Source organism: Domibacillus iocasae, from assembly GCF_001750285.1.
GTDB lineage: Bacteria > Bacillota > Bacilli > Bacillales > Domibacillaceae > Domibacillus > Domibacillus iocasae.
In genome coordinates this window covers 280,913-300,842 of record NZ_MAMP01000012.1, presented here as the reverse complement: position 1 = coordinate 300,842, position 19,930 = coordinate 280,913, and the positions used below count along the sequence as shown (strand labels likewise).

The window sequence follows — 19,930 nt, the reverse complement described above, 5'->3', positions numbered from 1 at the left end:
AGGGTGCAGGTCACAAAGATGTTGCGACGGACAGGACGACCTAGTCGGGCGAGTGCTACAGGATGTAGCAGCTCCGAGCGGGACGGCAGGACGCCGCGGGTTTAGTCTTTGAACCTTCATGCTATTTTAGATAGCGGGCTTTCAGCGGGTAGGGAGAGGGCGCTTCACAGTAAGCAGGTTTTATCAATGAATGGAGGAATTTTTAAGCTTCGCGAACATGGAACGACTTTCGTGAAGGAATTGTCTGCGGGAATGACCGGTTTTTTAACAGTCATTTATATTATCGCAGTGAACGGGCTCATTTTGTCAGAAGCAGGTATGCCATTTGAAGCAGCAGCCGCGGCGACAATCGTTTCAGCCGCCGCTGGGTGTTTGATCATGGCGCTTTGGGCGAACGCACCGATCATTATCGTGCCAGGCATGGGCATCAATGCAATGTTCGCGTACACCTTTGTCAATGAAATGGGTATGACGTGGCAGCAGGCCCTTGGCGTCACGGTCGTTTCCGGTTTATTATTTACGGCTGTCACCTTGACGCCGATCGCCGGAAAACTAAATGACATCGTGCCGTCCTCGCTGAAAGAAGCGATCACAATTGGCCTTGGGCTGTTTCTTATTGTTATTGGTGTGGAAAAAGCAGGACTTACGTGGGCATCCCTTTTAACGCTGCTTCTTGCGGTCTTACTGTTTTGGCGGAAAGTACCGGGCGTGTTTATTTGGGTGATTTTAGCCGGTACCGGCATCGCCTGGCTGTTCGGCACGCTTCCCGACATATCAGGTGCTGTCGGCATGACGAGTTATACTTCCGTATTTGGTGCCTGGACGGTTGAAGAAGTGTCACCTGTTGTCTTCATTCCGGCGGTCTTTTCATTAACGATGGTTCTGTTGTTTGAAAATATCGGCCTCGTACACGGCCACTTGAAGTTGGCGGAGCAGCCGCAGAAATTTCAGCGGGCGGTCCAGTCTAATGCTTTTGCGGTCGTGGCGAGCGGCCTTGTGGGATCAAGTGCAAATGTATCAGCCGTTGAAAGCGCGGCACCCATTGCTTCCGGCGGACGGACCGGTCTTGTGCCGCTAGTCGCCGGGCTGTTGTTTCCACTTGCGTTTGTCGCGGCGCCGTATTTAAACATGGTGCCGGGCTCAGCCGTTGCACCGATTTTAATCATTATCGGTGTGTTAATGACACTAAATATCCGCCAGCTTTCTTTTGCAGACTGGACCGAATCAATTCCTGCGCTTGCCATTATTGCGATTATTCCGATTACATCGAGCATCGCAGACGGCATTGCAGCCGGATTCATTTTGTATCCACTTTTAAAAATGACCCGTGGACGATTCCGCGAAGTACCCGTTCCGATGTATGTTATCGCGGTGCTGTTCCTGATGAATACAATGATTCACTAAAAAATCCGCCTCTCGAGGCGGGTTTTTTATTTTCGGATAAATGTGTTAAATGCATAGTGTGGCGCGCACCACTGACAAAATATCGCACTCCATCATCTTCGTTTACAAAATATTCATCAACTCTTTATAAAAATAAAAAGGTTTTGGCCATGTTGATTGAATATCTCTAACAAAAAGAAAGAGTGTTCCTTGTTTATTAAATATTGCGAAAAACCGTCTTCGATTTTACAAACGGAAATTTTGCTGGAAAGGATTTCACCGCATCATAAAGCGATTCCAGCATTAAAGAAGCAGCTTCATCAAGAGCAGGCAGGATATCAAGGAAAAAAGCAAGTGGACTTTTATTTGCGTGAGTTGCCGCACCGGCACTTTTTGTTTCTTCATGATCTGCGGCTCAAAACAGAGATGGGGACTTTTTTTCAGATTGACACACTCGTGCTGACTGGAAAAACAGCCATTATTCTAGAAGTGAAAAATTACGCGGACTCGCTTCATTAATGATTCACAGTCACGTCAAATGATCCGAAATCAAGAAGTGATGACGAATCCCTTTCTGCAAATACGGAGGCATCAAGATCATATGCAAAACCTTCTTGAAACATACCGTTTGCCTCATGTTTAGGTAAAAGCATACACCTTTTAACAAATCCTCATACCCGGCTTGTAATTGAGCCGCCAGATAAAAAGATCTCCGTACAACTTCTTTATCCGAATGAACTATCTTCAAAGCTTCAAAACTTTACAGAACCACTTCCATACAATCAGGAACTTATCATTTTCGGCGAAAAATTAGCTGCTCTGCATGAGCCGCTGCCTTTAAATATCATGGGAAAAATGAATGTGTTTCCAAACGAGATTTTAAAAGGAATCCGTTGCCCAATTTGCAGTGAGTGGACGTTAATTCGCCAGCATAGCAAATGGCGCTGCCCCGCTTGCCGATAGCTATTAAAAGACGCTCACTTGCGGGCGCTCTATGAATACGGCACATTATTTGGAGAACGGATCATAACAAAACAGTGCATGGACTTTTTGAAGGTCACTTCACGTTTTACGGTGTACCGCCTGCTTCAGCCAGTGAGTACGATAGAGGGAAGTGCGCATGTGCGGGACATGAGGAAATTAAAAAACGCACTAGTTGATGACAGAATCGCACCATTGCAAGTATGATCGCATCCGTTAAGCTGAAAATCGCACGATCCTTCCAAGAAGTCGCACCGCCGCGCTTAAATCTGCTATACTATACAAAACAAATTAGCTGTGAAAGAGGGATTTAGGTTGAAGATTCAATTTATTAAAGGCCACGGGTCAGGAAATGATTTTATTTTAATTGATGAGTGGACGAACGGGTACACGTTCACCGAAGAAAACCGTCGTGATTTGTCGCTGGCGCTTTGTGACCGCGAAACCGGTATTGGCGCAGATGGTATCGTTTTTGTGATGGAAAGCAGTCATTCGGACGCAAAAATGCGTATTTTTAATAGTGACGGCTCAGAAGCGTCGATGTGCGGAAACGGACTTCGCCTGCATGGACGTTATGTATTAGACAAACTCGGAAAAAACGAGATTGTTGTCGAGACAAATAAGGCTGACCTTTATGTAAAACGAGATGGGACTATTTATGAAGGCGTGCCGGCGTATCGTGTGGAAATTTCCCCTGTTTTGTTTAATCTCTCCGACTTGCCGATGACGATTGGTAAAGAACGTTTGTTTAATGAAACCGTTCCAGCCTTATCGGATTCGATCCGATTTTCAGCGGTTGCTGTACCGAATCCACACTTAATCGCGGTCGGAAGCCGGGAGATGATCGCGTCGAATGAACAAAAACGGATTGCTGAAATGTTAAATGGCGAAAATAATATTACGCCGGATGGGGTGAACGTCAGCTTTGTTCATCCAATTGAAAAAGGCACGCTTTATGTCCGGACATTTGAACGCGGCGTTGGCTTTACAAACGCATGCGGTACGGCAATGTCCGCTTCAACATTGACGACGTGCCAGCTCGGATTAAACGATTATGAAACACCGATTGACGTTTTTAACAATGGCGGGAAAGTCCGCTGTGAAGTGCATCAACACGAGGCAGACCGCTACTCGATTGATTTGATCGGCAACGGCACGTACATGTTTGAAGGCACGATTCAGCTCGATCTATCAGCCCCAGACCAATTTACAGTCCACAATCAAAAAACGTTTGAAGAACAAGCCGCTTATGAAAAGCTTCGGGAAGAAGCGGAATCATATTTAGCCGTACATGTTTTTTAAATCCAGGTTGCATTTCGGGATTTCAGAATATACACAAAGTCAGAAAGCAAGCTGATTAAACGTTTGTCTTTCCAGGAATGCCGATTGACCTTTGGGAGTCATAAGCCTTCACATCCGGCAAGTGACGCTGAAAGCGGGCATTTGCCAACAGCCTGAATCCAGGATGCATTCCTGGATTTTTTTGTGTAAAGAGGGTACATAAAAGGATAAAGAAGAAGAAAGGAAGAACCGTATTGAAGAAGAAAAACTGGAGGCCATACGCTTATTACGGAGCACTAGTTGTTTTTTTGCTTTTTTTTACATGGGGATTTTTTGAAGTTGTCGACGCCCTTCAGGAAAATGAAGTGGCGGCTTTTGATACAAAAATTATCCATGAGGTGCAGTCATGGGTGAATGAAGGCCGCACTGCCAGGATGGTGTTTATAACTGATCTCGCTTCGGTGAAGTTTTTAACGGTTGCGACTGGTCTGATCGCACTGTTTCTTATTATCCGCAGATGGTATGGATGGGCGTTGTTTTTTCTCCTTGTTAATGGGATTGGCGGCGCGTTTAACGGATTTTTAAAAGAACAGTTTAAACGCCAGCGTCCGGATATTTTGCCGTTAATTGAGCAGGGCGGTTACAGTTTTCCGAGCGGCCATTCCATGGGTTCGTTTATTTTTTATGGTGCCCTGTCATTTATGCTGTTCCGGTTGTTGAAAGGAAAATGGAAAAAGGTGGTTGCCGCTGTGCTTGCGGGCTCCATGATCCTCCTTGTCGGCCTGACCCGTATTTATCTTGGTGTCCATTACCCAAGTGATGTAATCGCGGGCTTTTCGATCGGCGCAGCGTGGCTGTTTTTTTGGATTATGCTGTTTCATTTTAGTGAATATCGGGTTAACCGGCGGCTTTCTCGACGATGAGAAAGCCGTTTTTTTGTCATTAGCAGCCGGTTTTTCGGCTGAAAGTGACGTAATTTCGGCCTAAACAAAAGGATAAAGTTAACTTCTATGCGTCTTTAAAATTGGCACAGTGCTTGCAATATATTTAATGAATGGCCAATTAAAAGGGGGAATAAAACATGAAAACAACAGCCGTAAATGAAATGAACCAGCAGCCCGACGCAAAGACAAGTATGAAAGCAGCAGTCGTAAACGAATTTAACCAGCAGTTAGAAGTGAAAGATGTTCCAAAGCCGGTAGCGGGACGCGGTGAAATTTTAGTAAAAATTGAAGCGTGCGGCGTGTGTCATACCGATTTGCATGCAGCCCATGGTGACTGGCCGGTCAAACCAAAATTACCGCTTATTCCGGGGCATGAAGGGGTCGGAATCGTTGAAAAGATTGGAGAAGGTGTCACATCCTTAAAGGTGGGTGACCGCGTTGGAGTGCCGTGGTTATTTTCCGCTTGCGGCGAGTGTGAATACTGTCTGCAGGGACAGGAAACACTTTGCCCGCACCAGGAAAATGGTGGTTACTCGGTAGATGGCGGTTATGCAGAATATTGTGTGGCGCCGGCTGATTATGTGGCGAAAATTCCAGACGGCCTTGATCCGGTTGAAATCGCGCCGATTTTATGCGCAGGTGTAACAACATACAAAGCATTGAAAGTATCAGGTGCGAAACCGGGTGACTGGGTCGCGATCTACGGCATTGGCGGACTTGGTCATATCGCGCTTCAATACGCAAAAGCAATGGGCTTTAACGTTGTAGCGGTCGATATCGCGGATGAAAAATTAGATCTTGCCAAAAGACTCGGTGCAGACGAAGCCGTAAACGGAATGAACGAAGATCCAGCGGCGGCTATTCAGGAAAAACTAGGCGGTGTTCAGGCGGCTATTAGCGTAGCGGTAACGAAAAAAGCTTTTGAACAAGCGTATCGTTCCGTGAAACGAGGCGGAACACTCGTCGTTGTTGGTCTTCCAAACGATGAACTGCCAATTCCAATTTTTAACACAGTTTTAAACGGTGTATCGGTGAAAGGTTCGATTGTCGGCACACGTCTTGATATGAAAGAAGCACTCGATTTCGCAGCGCGCGGCAAAGTAAAAGCGCAGGTCGAAACCGCTCCGCTTGATGACATTAACGAAGTATTCGACAAAATGGAAAAAGGAAAAATAAATGGTCGAATTGTGCTCACGCTGTGAGACAAATAAGTTGACATTCAGTTCAATAGGCGTTATTTTGGAAATGTAAGCGTTTAATATAAGCTAATTTCCAACATTCGAAGGGGGAAAAGGGTATATGATTTACGCAAATCCAGGGCAAGAAGGATCAAAAGTATCATTCAAGAAAAAATACGATAACTACATTAACGGTCAATGGACCGCGCCACTTGGCGGCCAATACTTCGAAAACGTTACGCCGGTAACAGGCGAAGTGTTTTGTGAAGTGGCCCGATCACAGGCGGAAGATATTGAACTCGCACTTGATGCGGCACATGCGGCAAAAGACGAATGGGGCAAAACGTCGGCCGCCCAGCGTGCCAACATTTTAAATAAAATTGCCGATCGAATTGAAGAAAATTTAGAATTGCTCGCGGTAGCAGAAACGTGGGATAACGGGAAAGCAGTGCGTGAAACACTCAATGCCGATTTACCGCTTGCGGTCGATCATTTCCGTTATTTTGCCGGAGCGATTCGAGCGCAGGAAGGATCACTGTCACAGATTGATGATGACACAGTCGCATATCATTTTCACGAGCCGCTTGGCGTTGTCGGGCAGATCATTCCATGGAACTTCCCAATTTTAATGGGTGTATGGAAGCTTGCACCGGCACTTGCGGCGGGTAACTGCGTGGTACTGAAGCCGGCTGAACAGACTCCAGCGTCAATTTTGGTCTTAATGGAACTAATTGAAGATCTTCTCCCGCCGGGTGTTGTCAATATTGTCAACGGATTCGGTCTTGAAGCAGGGAAGCCACTTGCGTCGAATAAACGCATTGCGAAAATCGCTTTCACAGGTGAAACAACAACGGGCCGCCTGATCATGCAGTACGCGTCGCAAAACTTAATTCCAGTTACGCTTGAACTTGGAGGGAAATCACCGAATATTTTCTTCGATGACATTATGGAAGAAGATGATGCGTTTTTAAACAAAGCAGTTGAAGGATTTGTTATGTTTGCGCTCAACCAGGGCGAAGTATGTACGTGTCCTTCTCGCGCCCTCGTTCATGAAAACATTTACGATAAATTTATGGAGCGTGTCATTGAGCGTGTTAATGCGATCAAAACAGGCAATCCGCTTGATACAGATACAATGATGGGCGCGCAGGCCTCCAATGAACAAATGGAAAAAATCTTGTCTTATCTCGATATCGGTAAACAAGAAGGCGCTGAATGCCTGGCCGGTGGTGAGAAAAATACGATCGAAGGATTTGAAAATGGCTATTACATTAAGCCAACCATTTTCAAAGGCCATAACAAAATGCGTATTTTCCAGGAAGAAATTTTTGGGCCGGTTGTTTCTGTTACAACATTTAAAGATGAAGCGGAGGCACTTGAAATCGCGAATGACACGCTTTATGGCCTCGGCTCTGGTGTCTGGTCACGCCATCAAAACCGGGCGTACCGATTTGGACGTAATATTAAAGCAGGCCGTGTTTGGACAAATTGCTACCACCAATATCCAGCACATGCAGCATTTGGCGGCTACAAAATGTCCGGTATCGGACGTGAAAATCATCTCATGATGCTGAATCATTACCAGCAGACGAAAAACTTGCTTGTCAGTTATTCAGAAGATGCTCTTGGATTCTTTTAATAGAAAGAAGGCGCTGCCGCGATATGCGGCGGCGCTATTTTCATAGGGAGGTGGAAAACATGACAGAGCGGGTGACGGCTACTCAAGCGGCCTTGGATTTAATCGAAAAACTGAAAGAAAAACACGGACCGCTCATGTTTCACCAGTCAGGAGGCTGCTGTGACGGCAGTGCGCCGATGTGTTACCCGGACGGCGAATTTATGACCGGCGATTCAGACAAGCTGCTCGGCGAAATCGGCGGCGCCAAGTTTTACATTAGCGACGCTCAGTACGAATATTGGAAGCATACACAGCTTATTATCGACGTGGTCGATGGGCGGGGCGGCATGTTTTCGTTGGAAGGGCCGGAAGGAAAACGCTTTTTAACAAGATCCCGTGTATTTACGGATGAAGAGCGGCAGGAACTGAATCAATAAATGAAAAAGCTTCCAAGTGAATGGAAGCTTTTTTTATTTTTCATTTAAGTAATACCGGATTTTCCGCTTTGAAACACCGAGCTTCTTCGCTGCCAATTCGCGGTTGCCGGCAGTTTCTTTCAATGTTTTGTTGATAAACGCTTCCGCAGTCTGCTTTTCCATTCGTTTCATTGTTTGCAGCAGTTCGTCCAGTCCAACCGGTTCATCGCTATTATATAGGTCAGTCACCTGCTTTGAGAAGCGCTGCCATTCAGATTCAAAAGAACGGGTGGGCATTGAGGCCGTTTTCTGAAACGTACCCGGCCGTACCATTTTTTCCGGCAGCATATGAATGGTAATCACTGGTTCATCGGCATATAAAACGGACAGACGCTGCAGCATATTCACAAGCTCGCGCATATTGCCAGGCCAGCCATAGTGCATAAAAGCAGCCGCTGCTTCCGGCGAAAACGAAAAAGCGAGCCCTCGTTTTTGGCTATATAATTCAATAAAGTGCGGGATATCCTGCCGCCGTTCACGAAGCGGTGGAATCGTCAGCTTCACAATATCGAGCCGGTACAATAAATCCTCGCGAAACGCGCCTTCTATTACGGCTCTTTCTAAATTTGAATGGCTAGCGGCGATGATGCGTGCACCCGTCCGCTTTGGTGCTGGGTCGCCGATTGTAAAAAATTCACCGGTTTCGAGGACGCGAAGCAGCTTTACTTGAGTTGCATGAGAGGCTTCGGCGATTTCATCAAGAAACAAGGTGCCGTTCGTGGCCACTTCAAAATAACCGGCACGGTCAAATATGGCTCCGGTAAACGCGCCTTTTACGTGTCCAAACAACTCACTTTCTAGCAGGGATTCCGAAATTGCTCCGCAGTTAATGCCGATATAAGGCTGTTCACTGCGGCTGCCGGCGCGGTGTAAGAAGCCCGCCAGCACTTCTTTGCCGGTGCCGGTCTCACCTTCAATTAAAATCGTCACTTGTTTTGAGGCGAGTTTATACGCAAGCCGGTACAATTCGTGCATTTTAGCGCTTGTTCCTAAAAAGGCCCCAGCCTCGATTGCAGCCTGTGCGTATTCTTCATAATCGACTCGTTTTGTTAAATGGTCGGCCAATTCTTCAATTACTTGTATATCTTCAAACGGTTTTTCAAGAAAATCTTCTGCTCCGAGCTGAATCGCTTCTACGGCCATTTTCACTGTGCTGTAGCCGGTCATCACAACCGCTTTACAATGAGGTGCTTGTTTTTTCAATTCTTTTAAAAGATCAAGTCCATTCCGGTCCGGCAGCCGTACGTCCAAAAACGCGGCATCGAACCGCTCAATCCCCTGAAGCTCATCAAACGCACTGCCGCTGTCAACATACGTCACATTCATTTCCTTCATTTGAAAAAGCCGGGTTAAAAAACGGCCGATTTCCTGTTCGTCATCCACAATTAATATGTTCGCCATAAAGTCACGTCCTCTTCAAAACGGGAAGCGCCAGCGTAAACGTGCTTCCTTTTCCAATTTCACTCGTTACGGTTAATGTGCCGCCATGTGATTCAGCGATGCCAATGCTTACCGACAATCCGAGGCCGGTGCCATTGAGTCCTGATTTTGTTGTGAAAAAAGGATGGAAAATATCATCTATTTTTTCTGGATCGATCCCGCATCCATTGTCTTTAACATGTAAATAAATGAAGTGTTCGTCTGCTGCTGTTTTTACCCATACTTGTTTAGCAGCTTCTTTTTCTAAACAGGCATCTTTTGCGTTGATGAGTAAATTTACAGCAATCTGGCTCAGCTGCTGAAGGTTTCCTTCAACGAAAGGCAGCTGTTCGGCTAATTCGACGGTTAATTCCATTCGCTGCTTCTCGATCTGGCGTCCTGTCAGCCGCAGTGCTTCATAAACCGCATCATTGAGCGAGCATGGCGTGAAAGAAGAGGGGTCCTGCCGGGAAAAAGCGAGCAGGCTTCGAATAATCGTCCGGCACCGTTTGCCGCATTCATCGATGTCTTTGAGCAGGGGCTTCGTTTCATCTGTCGCGAGCCGAAGCAAAAGCTGTGTATTGCCGATGATGGCGGTCAACGGATTATTCAGTTCATGCGCAACGCCGGCGGCCATTTCCCCGATGGCAGCCAGTTGGCCGGAATGAATGATTTGCGCCTGCATCATCTGTTTTTCCGTAATGTTTTTTAAGTACACAATGACGCCATTCATTTCTCCGTCATCAAGAAGCGGATAATAAGCGCATTCGTAGACACTGCTTTCAATGGACGCTTCTTCAAAATGCGGCGCTGCGTCCCGAACGGTTTGATGGAAAAGATCCATTCCTAAAAAAGCAGAGATGTATTCCGCGTTTGGCCAATTCGCTGCAGCACTGTCGTTCCTCGTTAGAATCGCCCCGTCAAGATCCGTGACAATAATAGAGTCTGCCACTGCCCGGAAGGTCGACTCCCATCTTGATTCGCTAAGCAGCACTTCATGGTAAAGGCGCGCATTTTCAATACAAACAGCTGCCTGTCCGGATAAATGCTGGAAAAAAGGACGGTCTTCCTCTGAAAAAGAGATGGATTCACGTGTAGCAAGTCCGAACACCCCAATTATGACGCCGCGGCTGCTGAGTGGAAACAGCCAGACAGAATGAAGACCAAGTGCTTCAAATGATTCAGATTCAAAAAAAGAATCCGCTTTTTGAGCAGAATGCAGAATATCCTGACCGGTAGAGAAAACATGAGAATAAAGTGAATGTTCAGTTGGAAAAGCGGTTCCTTTCGGGAGAAATGTTGCTTTTTCCGGATAAACATCCGCCATTCTAAGCGAGCCGTCTTCCCATATTGCGAGGCTGAGCCGGTCAATCCGATACACATCCCGCAGTATTTCCTGCGTCTGTTTTAGCATTTCATGAATAGACATATTTACATTAAAGCTGTGCATGAGGTTATTCATAATTTCAAGCTGGCTGTTTTTCTTTTGAAGCTCGTCAACGGTTTTTTTCAGCTCTGTATAGTAGTTTCGTTTCGATGACTGGACACCGGTCAGTAAATGAATCATATCTAGCCGGTTCATTAAAGTGCCCTCTTTAAAATGGCAGCAACTTCTTCTGCTGAAATGTCCCGTGGATTCGTAATCATACACGCATCGGTTAGCGCGATTTCGCTTATTGCTGCTATTGCATCCGCCTGAAAGCCCATTTCAGACAGGGTCAGAGGTGCACCGATGTCGACAGCCAGCTTTTTCACGTACTGAATTGCTTTTTCTCCAGCAGCGATAGCAGAAAGTCCTGTCACACCTTCGCCCATTAAAATGGCCATCTCACGAAATTTTTCCGGGCAGGCAATCAAATTAAATTCCATGACATGCGGCAATAGAACAGCGTTTATGTCACCGTGCAAAAACGGATAGCGTCCTCCGATTGTATGACTCATTGCGTGAGCCGCGCCCAAAATCGCATTTGAAAACGCAAGGCCGGCCTGAAGACTCGCTATGGCCATTTGCTCTTTTGCTTCTTTATTGTATTTCGATGCAACAGATGGACGCAGATGACGGGCTGCAATGGCGAGCGCATTCTTTGCCTGCACATCGGTCATCGGTGTGGCGGCGATGCTGACATACGATTCAATTGCATGTGTAATGACATCGAGGCCGGTTGTCGCCGTCAGCCGGGCACTTTTTGTGGCGAGGACATCTGGATCGATGATGGCAATGTCCGGAACGAGTGATTTTGATACGATGGTCATTTTTTTCTGCCGTTCACTGTCAACAATAACAGAAAACTGAGAAACTTCTGAACCGGATCCAGCTGTCGTTGGGATCATGACAAGCGGAGGGAGAGGATGCAAAATATGGTCGACCCCTTCATAATCACGAATGTGACCGCCATTTGTCACAAGAGCAGCCGCCGCTTTTCCAACGTCAATGGGACTTCCGCCGCCAACGCAAATAATGGCATCACATCCGTGCTCCTTATACGTGCTGGCACAAGCGGCCGCCTCCTCGTCAGTCGGATTCACCGTCACTTGGTCGAACAAAACGGCTGCAAGGCCGGCAGCCCGGCAGCTTTTTAATACGGGCTCCGTCCAGCCGGCATCCATGACACCACGGTCTGTTACAACAAGTACATGACGGGCGCCCAGACGCTCGCAGCATTCACCTGCCTGTGCAATGGATCCGCTTCCAAAAATGACTTCCGGCATCACAAACTTATACATTGATCCCACCATCCAATCGTTCTGTTGTTTGTTCCATTGTACCATTGCCGCGTATAATGAAGAAAACGAAAGCAGGAAAAAATAATGTGTCTAATTGCGATTGCGTTTCAAGTACATCCGGATAAGCCGCTTATCGTAGCGGCAAATCGGGATGAATTTTACGAACGGCCGACAGAACCATCTCATTGGTGGAAAGATGCACCGATTTTAGCAGGCCGTGATCTAGAAAAAGGGGGGACGTGGATGGGGGTGTCGGAAAACGGGCGCTTTTGCGCGCTCACCAATTACCGTCATCCGGATGAACCATCAGCCGCAAAAGAATCACGCGGCTATATCGTCCGATCCTTTTTAGAGAGCGATTTGGCTGCCGAAGCGTTCTTACATGATCTTGATCGGGAAAAGAACCGCTATCCGGGATTCAATCTTGTTGCCGGGACGAAAGACGAGTTGTATGCATATGGAAGCCGGTCTGGTGATGCGCCGTTTTTACTGCCACCGGGCATTCATGTTGTCAGCAATGCGTTTATGAATACACCGTGGCCAAAAACAATAAAAGCAAAAGAAAAAATGGCCGCAGCGCTAAACAGCCGGGAAGAGCTATTCCACATGCTGCAAGATGGGAAAATCGCGGCAGATGACGCACTTCCGAGTACAGGAATTTCATTAGAATGGGAACGGCTCTTATCATCGGTTTTCATTGAAAGCCCACAGTACGGAACGCGTTGCTCTACTGTTTTGGAAATAAACAAAAATAATTTCGCTGTTTGGTCAGAGCGAACTTTTGAACGAAATAAAACTGTTAAAGAACGTGCTTTTTCTATTAATTTTAACTAAAATCAGTATGTGCAAAATTCAAATTTAAAAGGAGAATGAAAATGTTTTTGACACATCAGCATGACCCTCAAAAAAACGCCGCTGTTATTGAGTCATATTTTAAAAACAGTTCCTCGCTTTCTGAAGCAGTGGCAGAAACAGATCAGCTCTTTTTTGCTTCTGTGGCAAAGTGGGAACACGTTAAACAAAAGTCAAAGATAGTGGATAAACTAAAATCTCTTTGGACAAAAAAAGAAGAGCCGCTCGATTTTCACCATACTATTATCGATGAAACAGGTGTGTATCCGGATTGGAAGCCGGTTTTGGATCATGAATATAGTGTGTTGAAAGAGCAGGCGGCTTCTATCATTCACGTTAAACCAGGCGGTGATGTGCAGGCAGCGCTGTCTGGCGGTGGAAAAACCATTTATTTGGCAGAAGGAACGTATATTGTCGATGAATTGCATGTACCGTCCAACACGATCGTTAAAGGAGCAGGGCCCGGCAGGACAATATTGAAATTGCGTGATACGGCTCCGAAACGAAGCTTTGTTTTAACAAATGAAAATCATGTAAAAGGCAACCACCATATACTAATAGAAGGAATCACATTCGACTGGACGCTTGAACGGCTTCGTCCCGATGAAAAATCGTCAAGCGGCAATAACCGGTCCAGCTGTTTAACGTTCGCAAATGTTACGTACGGCTGGGTAAAAGATTGTGATGCCCTTAACCCGGGTCTCCACTGTTATGATGTTTCCTCCACGCTGTATGATTATTCAGGAGACGGACACCGTGCACGCGGGGGCAGCCGGTTTATCTGGATTGACGGCTGCACCGGCACAGGCTTTGGCGACGACGGTGTTACAACGCATCATAGCGACTACATTTTGATCTCCAACTGCTTTATGTTTGATCCATCCGGCCGAAGCCATAAATCAGGCTTTTCCAATTCAAACGGCTTTGAAGTGGATGATGGCTCTCGTTCTGTCTGGCTTGTGAATAACGCATCAGCGCGCTGCTTCGGCGGCATTGAAGTAAAAGCGCACGCAACAAGCTCAGCGGCAGCCAATGTTCACATCATCGGTCATCTTTCGGAAAACGACAATCGTTCGTTCAATTTTCGCCATATCGGCCACCATGCGGCAGATGACCCGGAATCCAAAACAGCCCGTTTTCTAACGGCTACACGCATTGTGTCTCTCTATCCGGTATACACAGATTTATATGCCGGCTCAAAACCACGCGCATTAACGGTTTCCGCTTATCACCATGTTATCATTAACGGCCTTCGCGCAATCGGCGATCCTGCCTATAATTACAAACAACTGCCTGTGGCCGGTATTCAGTACAAAGCGAAACATGTTCACGTTCAAGATGTCGTCATGCGGGATTTTGTAACAGCAGGCGCTGCCCTAAAAGTATTCGGGGGAGCAAATAAGCCTGATCACGTTACAGTAAAAAACGCTTCCTTTGCCAACTGTGGAAAAACCCCGCTTTTTATTGCAAAAGACGTCATAAACGCTTCCTCGGAAAATACGACAACCGCTTGAAAGGAGCGGTTCTTTTCTTTATTATAAGAATTGTATGAAAATATTATTTTCGCAAAAAAATGATTTGATCGTATTTTGCAAAAATATAAGGTTGTATTCCGCATGAAAGATCGATATAATGTCTACTATGTAAAAACAAATGTACATCAGAAAAATACATAGTTGAGGTGACGTTTAGGATGAAGGACAACGTAAAAGTAGGGTTACTCGGTCTTGGAACTGTGGGAACAGGCGTTGTAAAGATGGTTCAAGATCATCAGGAACAGCTTGCCCACCGTGTCGGCTGTTCTGTTGATGTGACGAAAGTGCTTGTGAAAAACGTAGATAAAAAACGAGAAGTCGAACTGCCGAAAGAAGCACTTACGCTTGATCCATATGATGTGATTAACGATCCGGACGTCGATGTAATCGTAGAAGTGATGGGCGGAATTGATGAAACAAAGAAATTATTGCTTGCCGCGTTTCATCAGAAAAAACATGTTGTAACAGCAAACAAAGACCTTGTTGCGCTCTATGGTTCGGAACTGTTAAAAGCAGCGTCTGAAAACGGCTGTGACTTTTATTACGAAGCAAGTGTCGCCGGCGGCATTCCGATCATTCGTGGCTTGGCAGACGGGCTTGCATCCGACAAAATTAGAACAATGATGGGGATCGTCAATGGGACGACTAACTTTATTCTTACAAAAATGAATAAAGAAGGCATGTCATACGAAACAGCTCTTAAAGAAGCACAGGACCTTGGTTTTGCGGAAGCGGATCCGACATCTGATGTAGAGGGACTGGATGCCGCGCGTAAAATGGCGATTTTGGCGCGTCTTGCTTTTTCAATGGACATTGAGCTTGAAGATGTGAACGTCGACGGTATTTCAAATGTGTCTGACAGCGATTTAAAGCATGGTCAAACACTTGGGTACACAATGAAATTGATCGGCTACGCAGACCAGCAAAATGGCGGCGCCGAAGTAAGTGTACAGCCAACATTTTTATCTAACGATCATCCGCTTGCGGCTGTTAATGACGAATACAATGCGGTGTATGTATACGGTGAAGCAGTCGGTGAAACGATGTTTTACGGTCCAGGTGCCGGCGGTCTGCCAACGGCTACATCCATCGTTAGCGATCTTGTTGCTGTTATTACAAATATGCGCCTTGGCGTGAACGGAAAAAGTATCACTGTGCCACAATTTGAAAAGCAGCTGAAAACACCAGAAGAAAAATTTGCGAAACATTTTATCCGTCTGCACGTCCGTGATGAAGTGGGTGCATTTTCGGAACTGACGAAGCTGTTTTCATCCAACGGCATCAGCTTTGAAAAAATTCTTCAGCTGCCGCTTGAAGAAGAAGGTGTGGCTGAAATTGTCATTGTCACTCATAAAGCATCGATGAAAAACTACACACAAATGCAAGAACAAATTAAAGATCTGGCGGTCGTTCATTCAATCGAAAGTTTCTACCGCGTTGAAGGAGAAGGAGCATAATCATGGCTAAATGGGAAGGTTTATTACACCAATACAAAGAATTTTTACCAGTTAACGAAAACACACCCGCGCTTTCATTAATGGAAGGAAATACACCGCTTATTCCGCTTGTTAACATTTCAAAAAAATTAGGCGTGAACATTCATGTGAAAGTGGAGGGGGCCAATCCAACCGGATCCTTTAAAGACCGCGGTATGGTTATGGCTGTGGCAAAAGCGAAAGAAGAAGGCAGCAACACGGTCATTTGTGCATCAACTGGAAATACATCAGCTGCTGCAGCAGCGTACGCTTCGCGTGCCGGTATGAAAACAATTGTCGTTATTCCGGATGGCAAAATCGCAATGGGGAAACTTGCCCAGGCAATGATGTACGGAGCGGAAATTGTAGCTATTGAAGGAAACTTTGATGAAGCCTTAACAATGGTACGCAACATCAGTGAAAAATCACCGATTACACTTGTGAACTCGGTTAACCCATACCGTATTGAAGGCCAAAAAACAGCTGCATTTGAGGTGTGCGACCAGCTTGGACAAGCACCAGACATTTTAGCGATTCCAGTAGGAAACGCCGGCAACATTACCGCGTACTGGAAAGGGTTTAAAGAATACAACGAAAAATTCGGTACAGGCCTTCCGCGTATGCATGGCTTTGAAGCAGAAGGGGCCGCAGCTATCGTGCAGGGCGCGCCAATCGCAGATCCTGAAACAGTGGCAACAGCGATCCGTATCGGAAACCCGGCAAGCTGGAAGTTTGCAGAGGCCGCTCGTGATGAGTCTGGCGGTAAAATTGACTTCGTAACAGACGCTGAAATTTTAGAAGCATACGAAATGATGACACGTGAAGAAGGTATTTTTGCAGAGCCGGCTTCTAATGCTTCGATCGCCGGTATCATCAAGCACGTAAAATCAGGCGAAATTGAGCAGGGTGCAAACATTGTTGCTGTATTAACTGGAAACGGCTTAAAAGATCCACAGACAGCGATTGCGCAAATCGAGAAAAAGCCGACGGTTCTGCCAAACAGTGAAGAAGCGGTGTTTGACTTTATTCGTGGAGTGGTTGAGGCATGATGTCTTCTGGCTCCTTAAAAGTGCCGGCTTCAACGGCCAATTTAGGGCCAGGATTTGACTCGATCGGCCTTGCCTTTAGTCTTTATTTAACAGTTGACGTGAAGCGGGCGGAGGAGTGGGCGTTTTCTCACGAATCTGCGCTGCTCGCCGGCCTTCCAAAAGATGACCGCCATTTAATCGCGGCTGTCGCAAAAAAAACCGCCGCGCTGCGTGGTGTAGATATGCCTCCGGTTGAAGCGGTGCTAAAAAGCGATATTCCGCTTGCACGCGGGCTCGGCAGCAGTGCTGCGGCAATCGCAGCCGGCATTGAAATTGCCGACCGGTTTGCGGATCTTCACTTAACAGATGTGGAAAAATTAAACATCGGCGATCAGTTCGAAGGGCACCCGGACAACATTGGTGCATCTTTATTTGGCGGCATGGTATGTGGTGTGTCTTTAGGCAAAACGGCTGAACTGTTGACACTGCCAACGCCGGATGTCGACTTAATTGCGATCGTTCCGCCGTATGAGCTGAAAACAGAAGACGCACGTAATGTGCTTCCTGATTCATTTGACCGGAAAGACGCGGTTTTAGCCAGTGCTGTATCCAATATGCTCGTTGCGGCATTCATGAAGCATGACTATGAAACAGCTGGGCGCATGATGGAGCGGGATGTGTTCCATGAGCCATACCGGGCAGCGCTTATTAAAGAATTTGCTCCGGCACGTGAACTAGCACATGAACTGGGCGCCTACTCAACCGTTATCAGCGGCGCTGGTCCAACGGTGTTGACACTTGCGCCGCGCCGCAAAGGTGAAGAGATCGCTGCCGCATTCCGCAATCAGTTTGCTGATTGCGATATATTGCAGCTTAATGTAGAAGCAAATGGTCCAGTGTGGCAATAAGTGAACCGGCAGAGCAATCTGCCGGTTTTTTTTTCTATTGTGTGAGTAGATATAATCAACTGTAAATGAATAGAAAAAAGGCAAATTGGAACCATGTACTTTCATAAGTGTACGCAAATTTTAAAAATGTACACAAACGAGTTGACTTTTCCAGTAAACTGATTATAATTGAAATTGAGATTCATTCTCATTACCCCCTCTTATGAGTTTGAATTGCATCCGAATGTCTTGCTAGATGCAGGACGCTATTTAAAAGACGGTCTGTGAGCCGTCTTTTTTTCTTGCAAAAATTGCTCATATCCACTACCTTAGAAAGAATGAAGGGAGCGAAGACAGTGAAAATAAGAGTTTCAGCCGTGCAGTATCATTTGCACACAATCAGTTCATTTGATGAGTTCGCAAAACAATGCGAGCATTATATAAAAACAGCGATGGAGTTTGAAGCGGAATTTATTTTATTCCCGGAGTTTTTCACAACGCAGCTTCTCTCGATCGGTGATGAAAAAACAGGAGAGGCGTTAAAGATCACAGATCTGCCGTTGTTTACAGAGCGGTATGAACGGCTATTTTCTAATTTTGCAAAAGAATATGATGTTCATATTATCGGTGGTACACACGTAACCGAATGGAAAGGCGGTATTCAAAATACAGCGTATTTGTTTTATCCGGACGGCTCGTATCAAATGCAATCGAAGCTGCATATTACCCCTGCTGAAGTAGAGGGCTGGAATATGCAGCAGGGAGAAACGTTCCGCATTTTTGAAACAGAAAAAGGCACGATTGCAATCCTCACGTGCTACGACATTGAATTTCCCGAAGTGGTCCGGATGGCAAGAGCAAAAGGCGCCGACGTTATTTTTTGCCCGTCCTGTACAGACGACCGGCACGGCTTTCATCGTGTCCGCTATACAAGCCACGCGCGCGCTGTGGAGAACCAAATTTATGTAGTTGGCACCGGAACAGTCGGCTCACTGCCAACTGTGGATTTGATGCGCGCTAATGTCGGGCAGGCGGTTGTCATTTCGCCTAATGATATTCCATTTCCACCGGCCGGTATTGTGGCAGAAGGGATCATGAATGACGACATGATTATTACAGCAGACCTCGATTTAGCACTTCTTTATGAAGTGCGTAAAAAAGGTTCCGTGACCACATGGCGCGACCGGCGGACAGACTTATATCCGGATTGGTGGGAGCATGAGTGACCTATTACCAGGAGTATTTTGCGTTTCAAGGTGAAAAGCCGGTCAAAGCCATTGTCCGCAATTATACAGAGCAGGACTTCGACGGGTTGATAAATGTGCAAAAAGCCGCATTCCCTCCCCCATTCCCGCAAGAGCTTTTATGGGATAAAAATCAGCTTGATCACCATGTGAAGCTTTTTCCGGAAGGAGCGCTTTGCATAGAAATAAATGGTGAAATTGCTGGGTCGATCACAACACTTATTGTGCAGTATGAAACGGGCAATACCCATTCATGGGAAGAAATCACTGATAACGGCTTCATTCGTACACATGACCCGAATGGAAACACGCTGTATGTAGTTGACATTTGTGTGAAACCGGCATTCAGGAAATTAGGACTTGCTAAAAAAATGGTGCAGGCGATGTATGAAACGGTCGTCCATCTGAACCTCGACCGGCTGCTTGGCGGCGGACGTATGCCGGGGTACTATAAGTATGCAAATAAGCTGACACCAGAGCAATATATTCAAAAAGTAACAGAAGGCGAAATAAGCGACCCGGTGATTACGTTTTTGATGCGTGCCGGCCGTGTGCCGGTCGATGTTATGCAGGATTATTTGGAAGACGCGGAATCGAAAAACTATGCTGCTCTTATGGAATGGAAAAATCCATTTAAAAATAGTTGAAATTTTAAATTGATTGTATTATGATAATAATCAGTCAAATAAACTAGCGTTGAAGAAGAAAAGTAGCAATGTGAAATGCTAAAGAGAGCCGGCGGTTGGTGCGAGCCGGTGCAGGAAACAGTGCGAATGGGCTTCTGAGCTCCGGACCGAACTATTGAGTAGGCTCCGGCGTACGTCTTACGTTACAAGAGACAGGCAGATGATTCTTCTGCTGTTAAAGTGGGCTGCGATGTTGCGGCCAATAAAGGTGGTACCACG

The 19,930-nt window shown here is 46.2% G+C and carries 17 protein-coding genes and 1 other annotated feature (1 of these 18 only partly in view); of the genes, 14 read left to right on the top strand and 3 right to left on the bottom strand.

Going from position 1 to position 19,930, the window contains the following annotated elements; translation table 11 throughout:
- Positions 1-186 precede the first annotated feature (186 nt).
- The 7 genes from BA724_RS05965 to BA724_RS05935 all read left to right on the top strand — a co-directional run bounded on the left by BA724_RS05965 (position 187) and on the right by BA724_RS05935 (position 7,822).
- Positions 187-1,404, top strand: coding sequence for an NCS2 family permease (locus BA724_RS05965; RefSeq protein WP_069937740.1), 1,218 nt, complete (start codon positions 187-189; stop codon positions 1,402-1,404).
- Between the two features lie 189 nt (positions 1,405-1,593).
- Entirely contained in the window at positions 1,594-1,902 is a 309-nt protein-coding gene (locus BA724_RS05960) for a nuclease-related domain-containing protein (RefSeq protein WP_069937739.1), read from the top strand.
- 777 nt (positions 1,903-2,679) lie between these two features.
- Positions 2,680-3,666: a diaminopimelate epimerase gene (gene dapF, locus BA724_RS05955; protein WP_069937738.1), complete on the top strand. Its 987-nt coding sequence runs from the start codon at positions 2,680-2,682 to the stop codon at positions 3,664-3,666.
- Between the two features lie 233 nt (positions 3,667-3,899).
- On the top strand, positions 3,900-4,568 hold the full coding sequence (locus tag BA724_RS05950) for a phosphatase PAP2 family protein (protein WP_083256098.1): 669 nt from the start codon (positions 3,900-3,902) through the stop codon (positions 4,566-4,568).
- 212 nt (positions 4,569-4,780) lie between these two features.
- Positions 4,781-5,791 carry an alcohol dehydrogenase AdhP gene (gene adhP, locus BA724_RS05945; protein WP_069937874.1) on the top strand — a complete coding sequence of 337 codons (1,011 nt, stop codon included), beginning with the start codon at positions 4,781-4,783 and terminating at the stop codon, positions 5,789-5,791.
- Positions 5,792-5,888: 97 nt separating this feature from the next.
- Positions 5,889-7,406 (top strand): aldehyde dehydrogenase, encoded by a 1,518-nt coding sequence (gene adh, locus BA724_RS05940; RefSeq protein WP_069937736.1) that lies wholly within the window; start codon positions 5,889-5,891, stop codon positions 7,404-7,406.
- Positions 7,407-7,465: 59 nt separating this feature from the next.
- The gene (locus BA724_RS05935; RefSeq protein ID WP_069937735.1) at positions 7,466-7,822 is read left to right on the top strand and encodes a DUF779 domain-containing protein; all 357 of its coding nucleotides are present in this window, start codon (positions 7,466-7,468) and stop codon (positions 7,820-7,822) included.
- 33 nt (positions 7,823-7,855) lie between these two features.
- Here the strand turns inward: BA724_RS05935 and BA724_RS05930 are convergent, their stop codons facing one another.
- Genes BA724_RS05930 through BA724_RS05920 form a run of 3 tightly spaced genes read right to left on the bottom strand, consistent with a single transcriptional unit; the run spans position 7,856 to position 12,004 of the window.
- The gene (locus BA724_RS05930; protein ID WP_069937734.1) at positions 7,856-9,262 is read right to left on the bottom strand and encodes a sigma-54-dependent transcriptional regulator; all 1,407 of its coding nucleotides are present in this window, start codon (positions 9,260-9,262) and stop codon (positions 7,856-7,858) included.
- Between the two features lie 4 nt (positions 9,263-9,266).
- Entirely contained in the window at positions 9,267-10,862 is a 1,596-nt protein-coding gene (locus BA724_RS05925; RefSeq protein WP_069937733.1) for a GAF domain-containing sensor histidine kinase, read from the bottom strand.
- A complete protein-coding gene (locus tag BA724_RS05920; RefSeq protein ID WP_083256097.1) occupies positions 10,862-12,004 on the bottom strand; it encodes an iron-containing alcohol dehydrogenase in 1,143 nt (380 codons plus the stop codon). Before BA724_RS05920 ends, BA724_RS05925 begins: the two co-directional genes overlap by 1 nt.
- Positions 12,005-12,088: 84 nt before the next feature.
- On the opposite strand from BA724_RS05920, the gene BA724_RS05915 reads away from it, so the two are divergent.
- The 7 genes from BA724_RS05915 to BA724_RS05885 all read left to right on the top strand — a co-directional run bounded on the left by BA724_RS05915 (position 12,089) and on the right by BA724_RS05885 (position 19,672).
- On the top strand, positions 12,089-12,838 hold the full coding sequence (locus tag BA724_RS05915) for an NRDE family protein (protein WP_069937731.1): 750 nt from the start codon (positions 12,089-12,091) through the stop codon (positions 12,836-12,838).
- A gap of 41 nt (positions 12,839-12,879) precedes the next feature.
- The gene (locus BA724_RS05910; protein WP_069937730.1) at positions 12,880-14,370 is read left to right on the top strand and encodes a pectate lyase family protein; all 1,491 of its coding nucleotides are present in this window, start codon (positions 12,880-12,882) and stop codon (positions 14,368-14,370) included.
- Positions 14,371-14,549: 179 nt separating this feature from the next.
- Positions 14,550-15,848 (top strand): homoserine dehydrogenase, encoded by a 1,299-nt coding sequence (locus BA724_RS05905; RefSeq protein ID WP_069937729.1) that lies wholly within the window; start codon positions 14,550-14,552, stop codon positions 15,846-15,848.
- Between the two features lie 2 nt (positions 15,849-15,850).
- Positions 15,851-16,915, top strand: coding sequence for a threonine synthase (thrC, locus tag BA724_RS05900; protein WP_069937728.1), 1,065 nt, complete (start codon positions 15,851-15,853; stop codon positions 16,913-16,915).
- Entirely contained in the window at positions 16,912-17,802 is an 891-nt protein-coding gene (thrB, locus tag BA724_RS05895) for a homoserine kinase (RefSeq protein ID WP_069937727.1), read from the top strand. Before thrC ends, thrB begins: the two co-directional genes overlap by 4 nt.
- A gap of 335 nt (positions 17,803-18,137) precedes the next feature.
- A complete protein-coding gene (locus BA724_RS05890; RefSeq protein ID WP_069937726.1) occupies positions 18,138-19,007 on the top strand; it encodes a carbon-nitrogen hydrolase family protein in 870 nt (289 codons plus the stop codon).
- A complete protein-coding gene (locus tag BA724_RS05885; RefSeq protein ID WP_069937725.1) occupies positions 19,004-19,672 on the top strand; it encodes a GNAT family N-acetyltransferase in 669 nt (222 codons plus the stop codon). Before BA724_RS05890 ends, BA724_RS05885 begins: the two co-directional genes overlap by 4 nt.
- Positions 19,673-19,712: 40 nt before the next feature.
- Positions 19,713-19,930, top strand: a binding site (T-box leader); it runs 16 nt beyond the window's last position.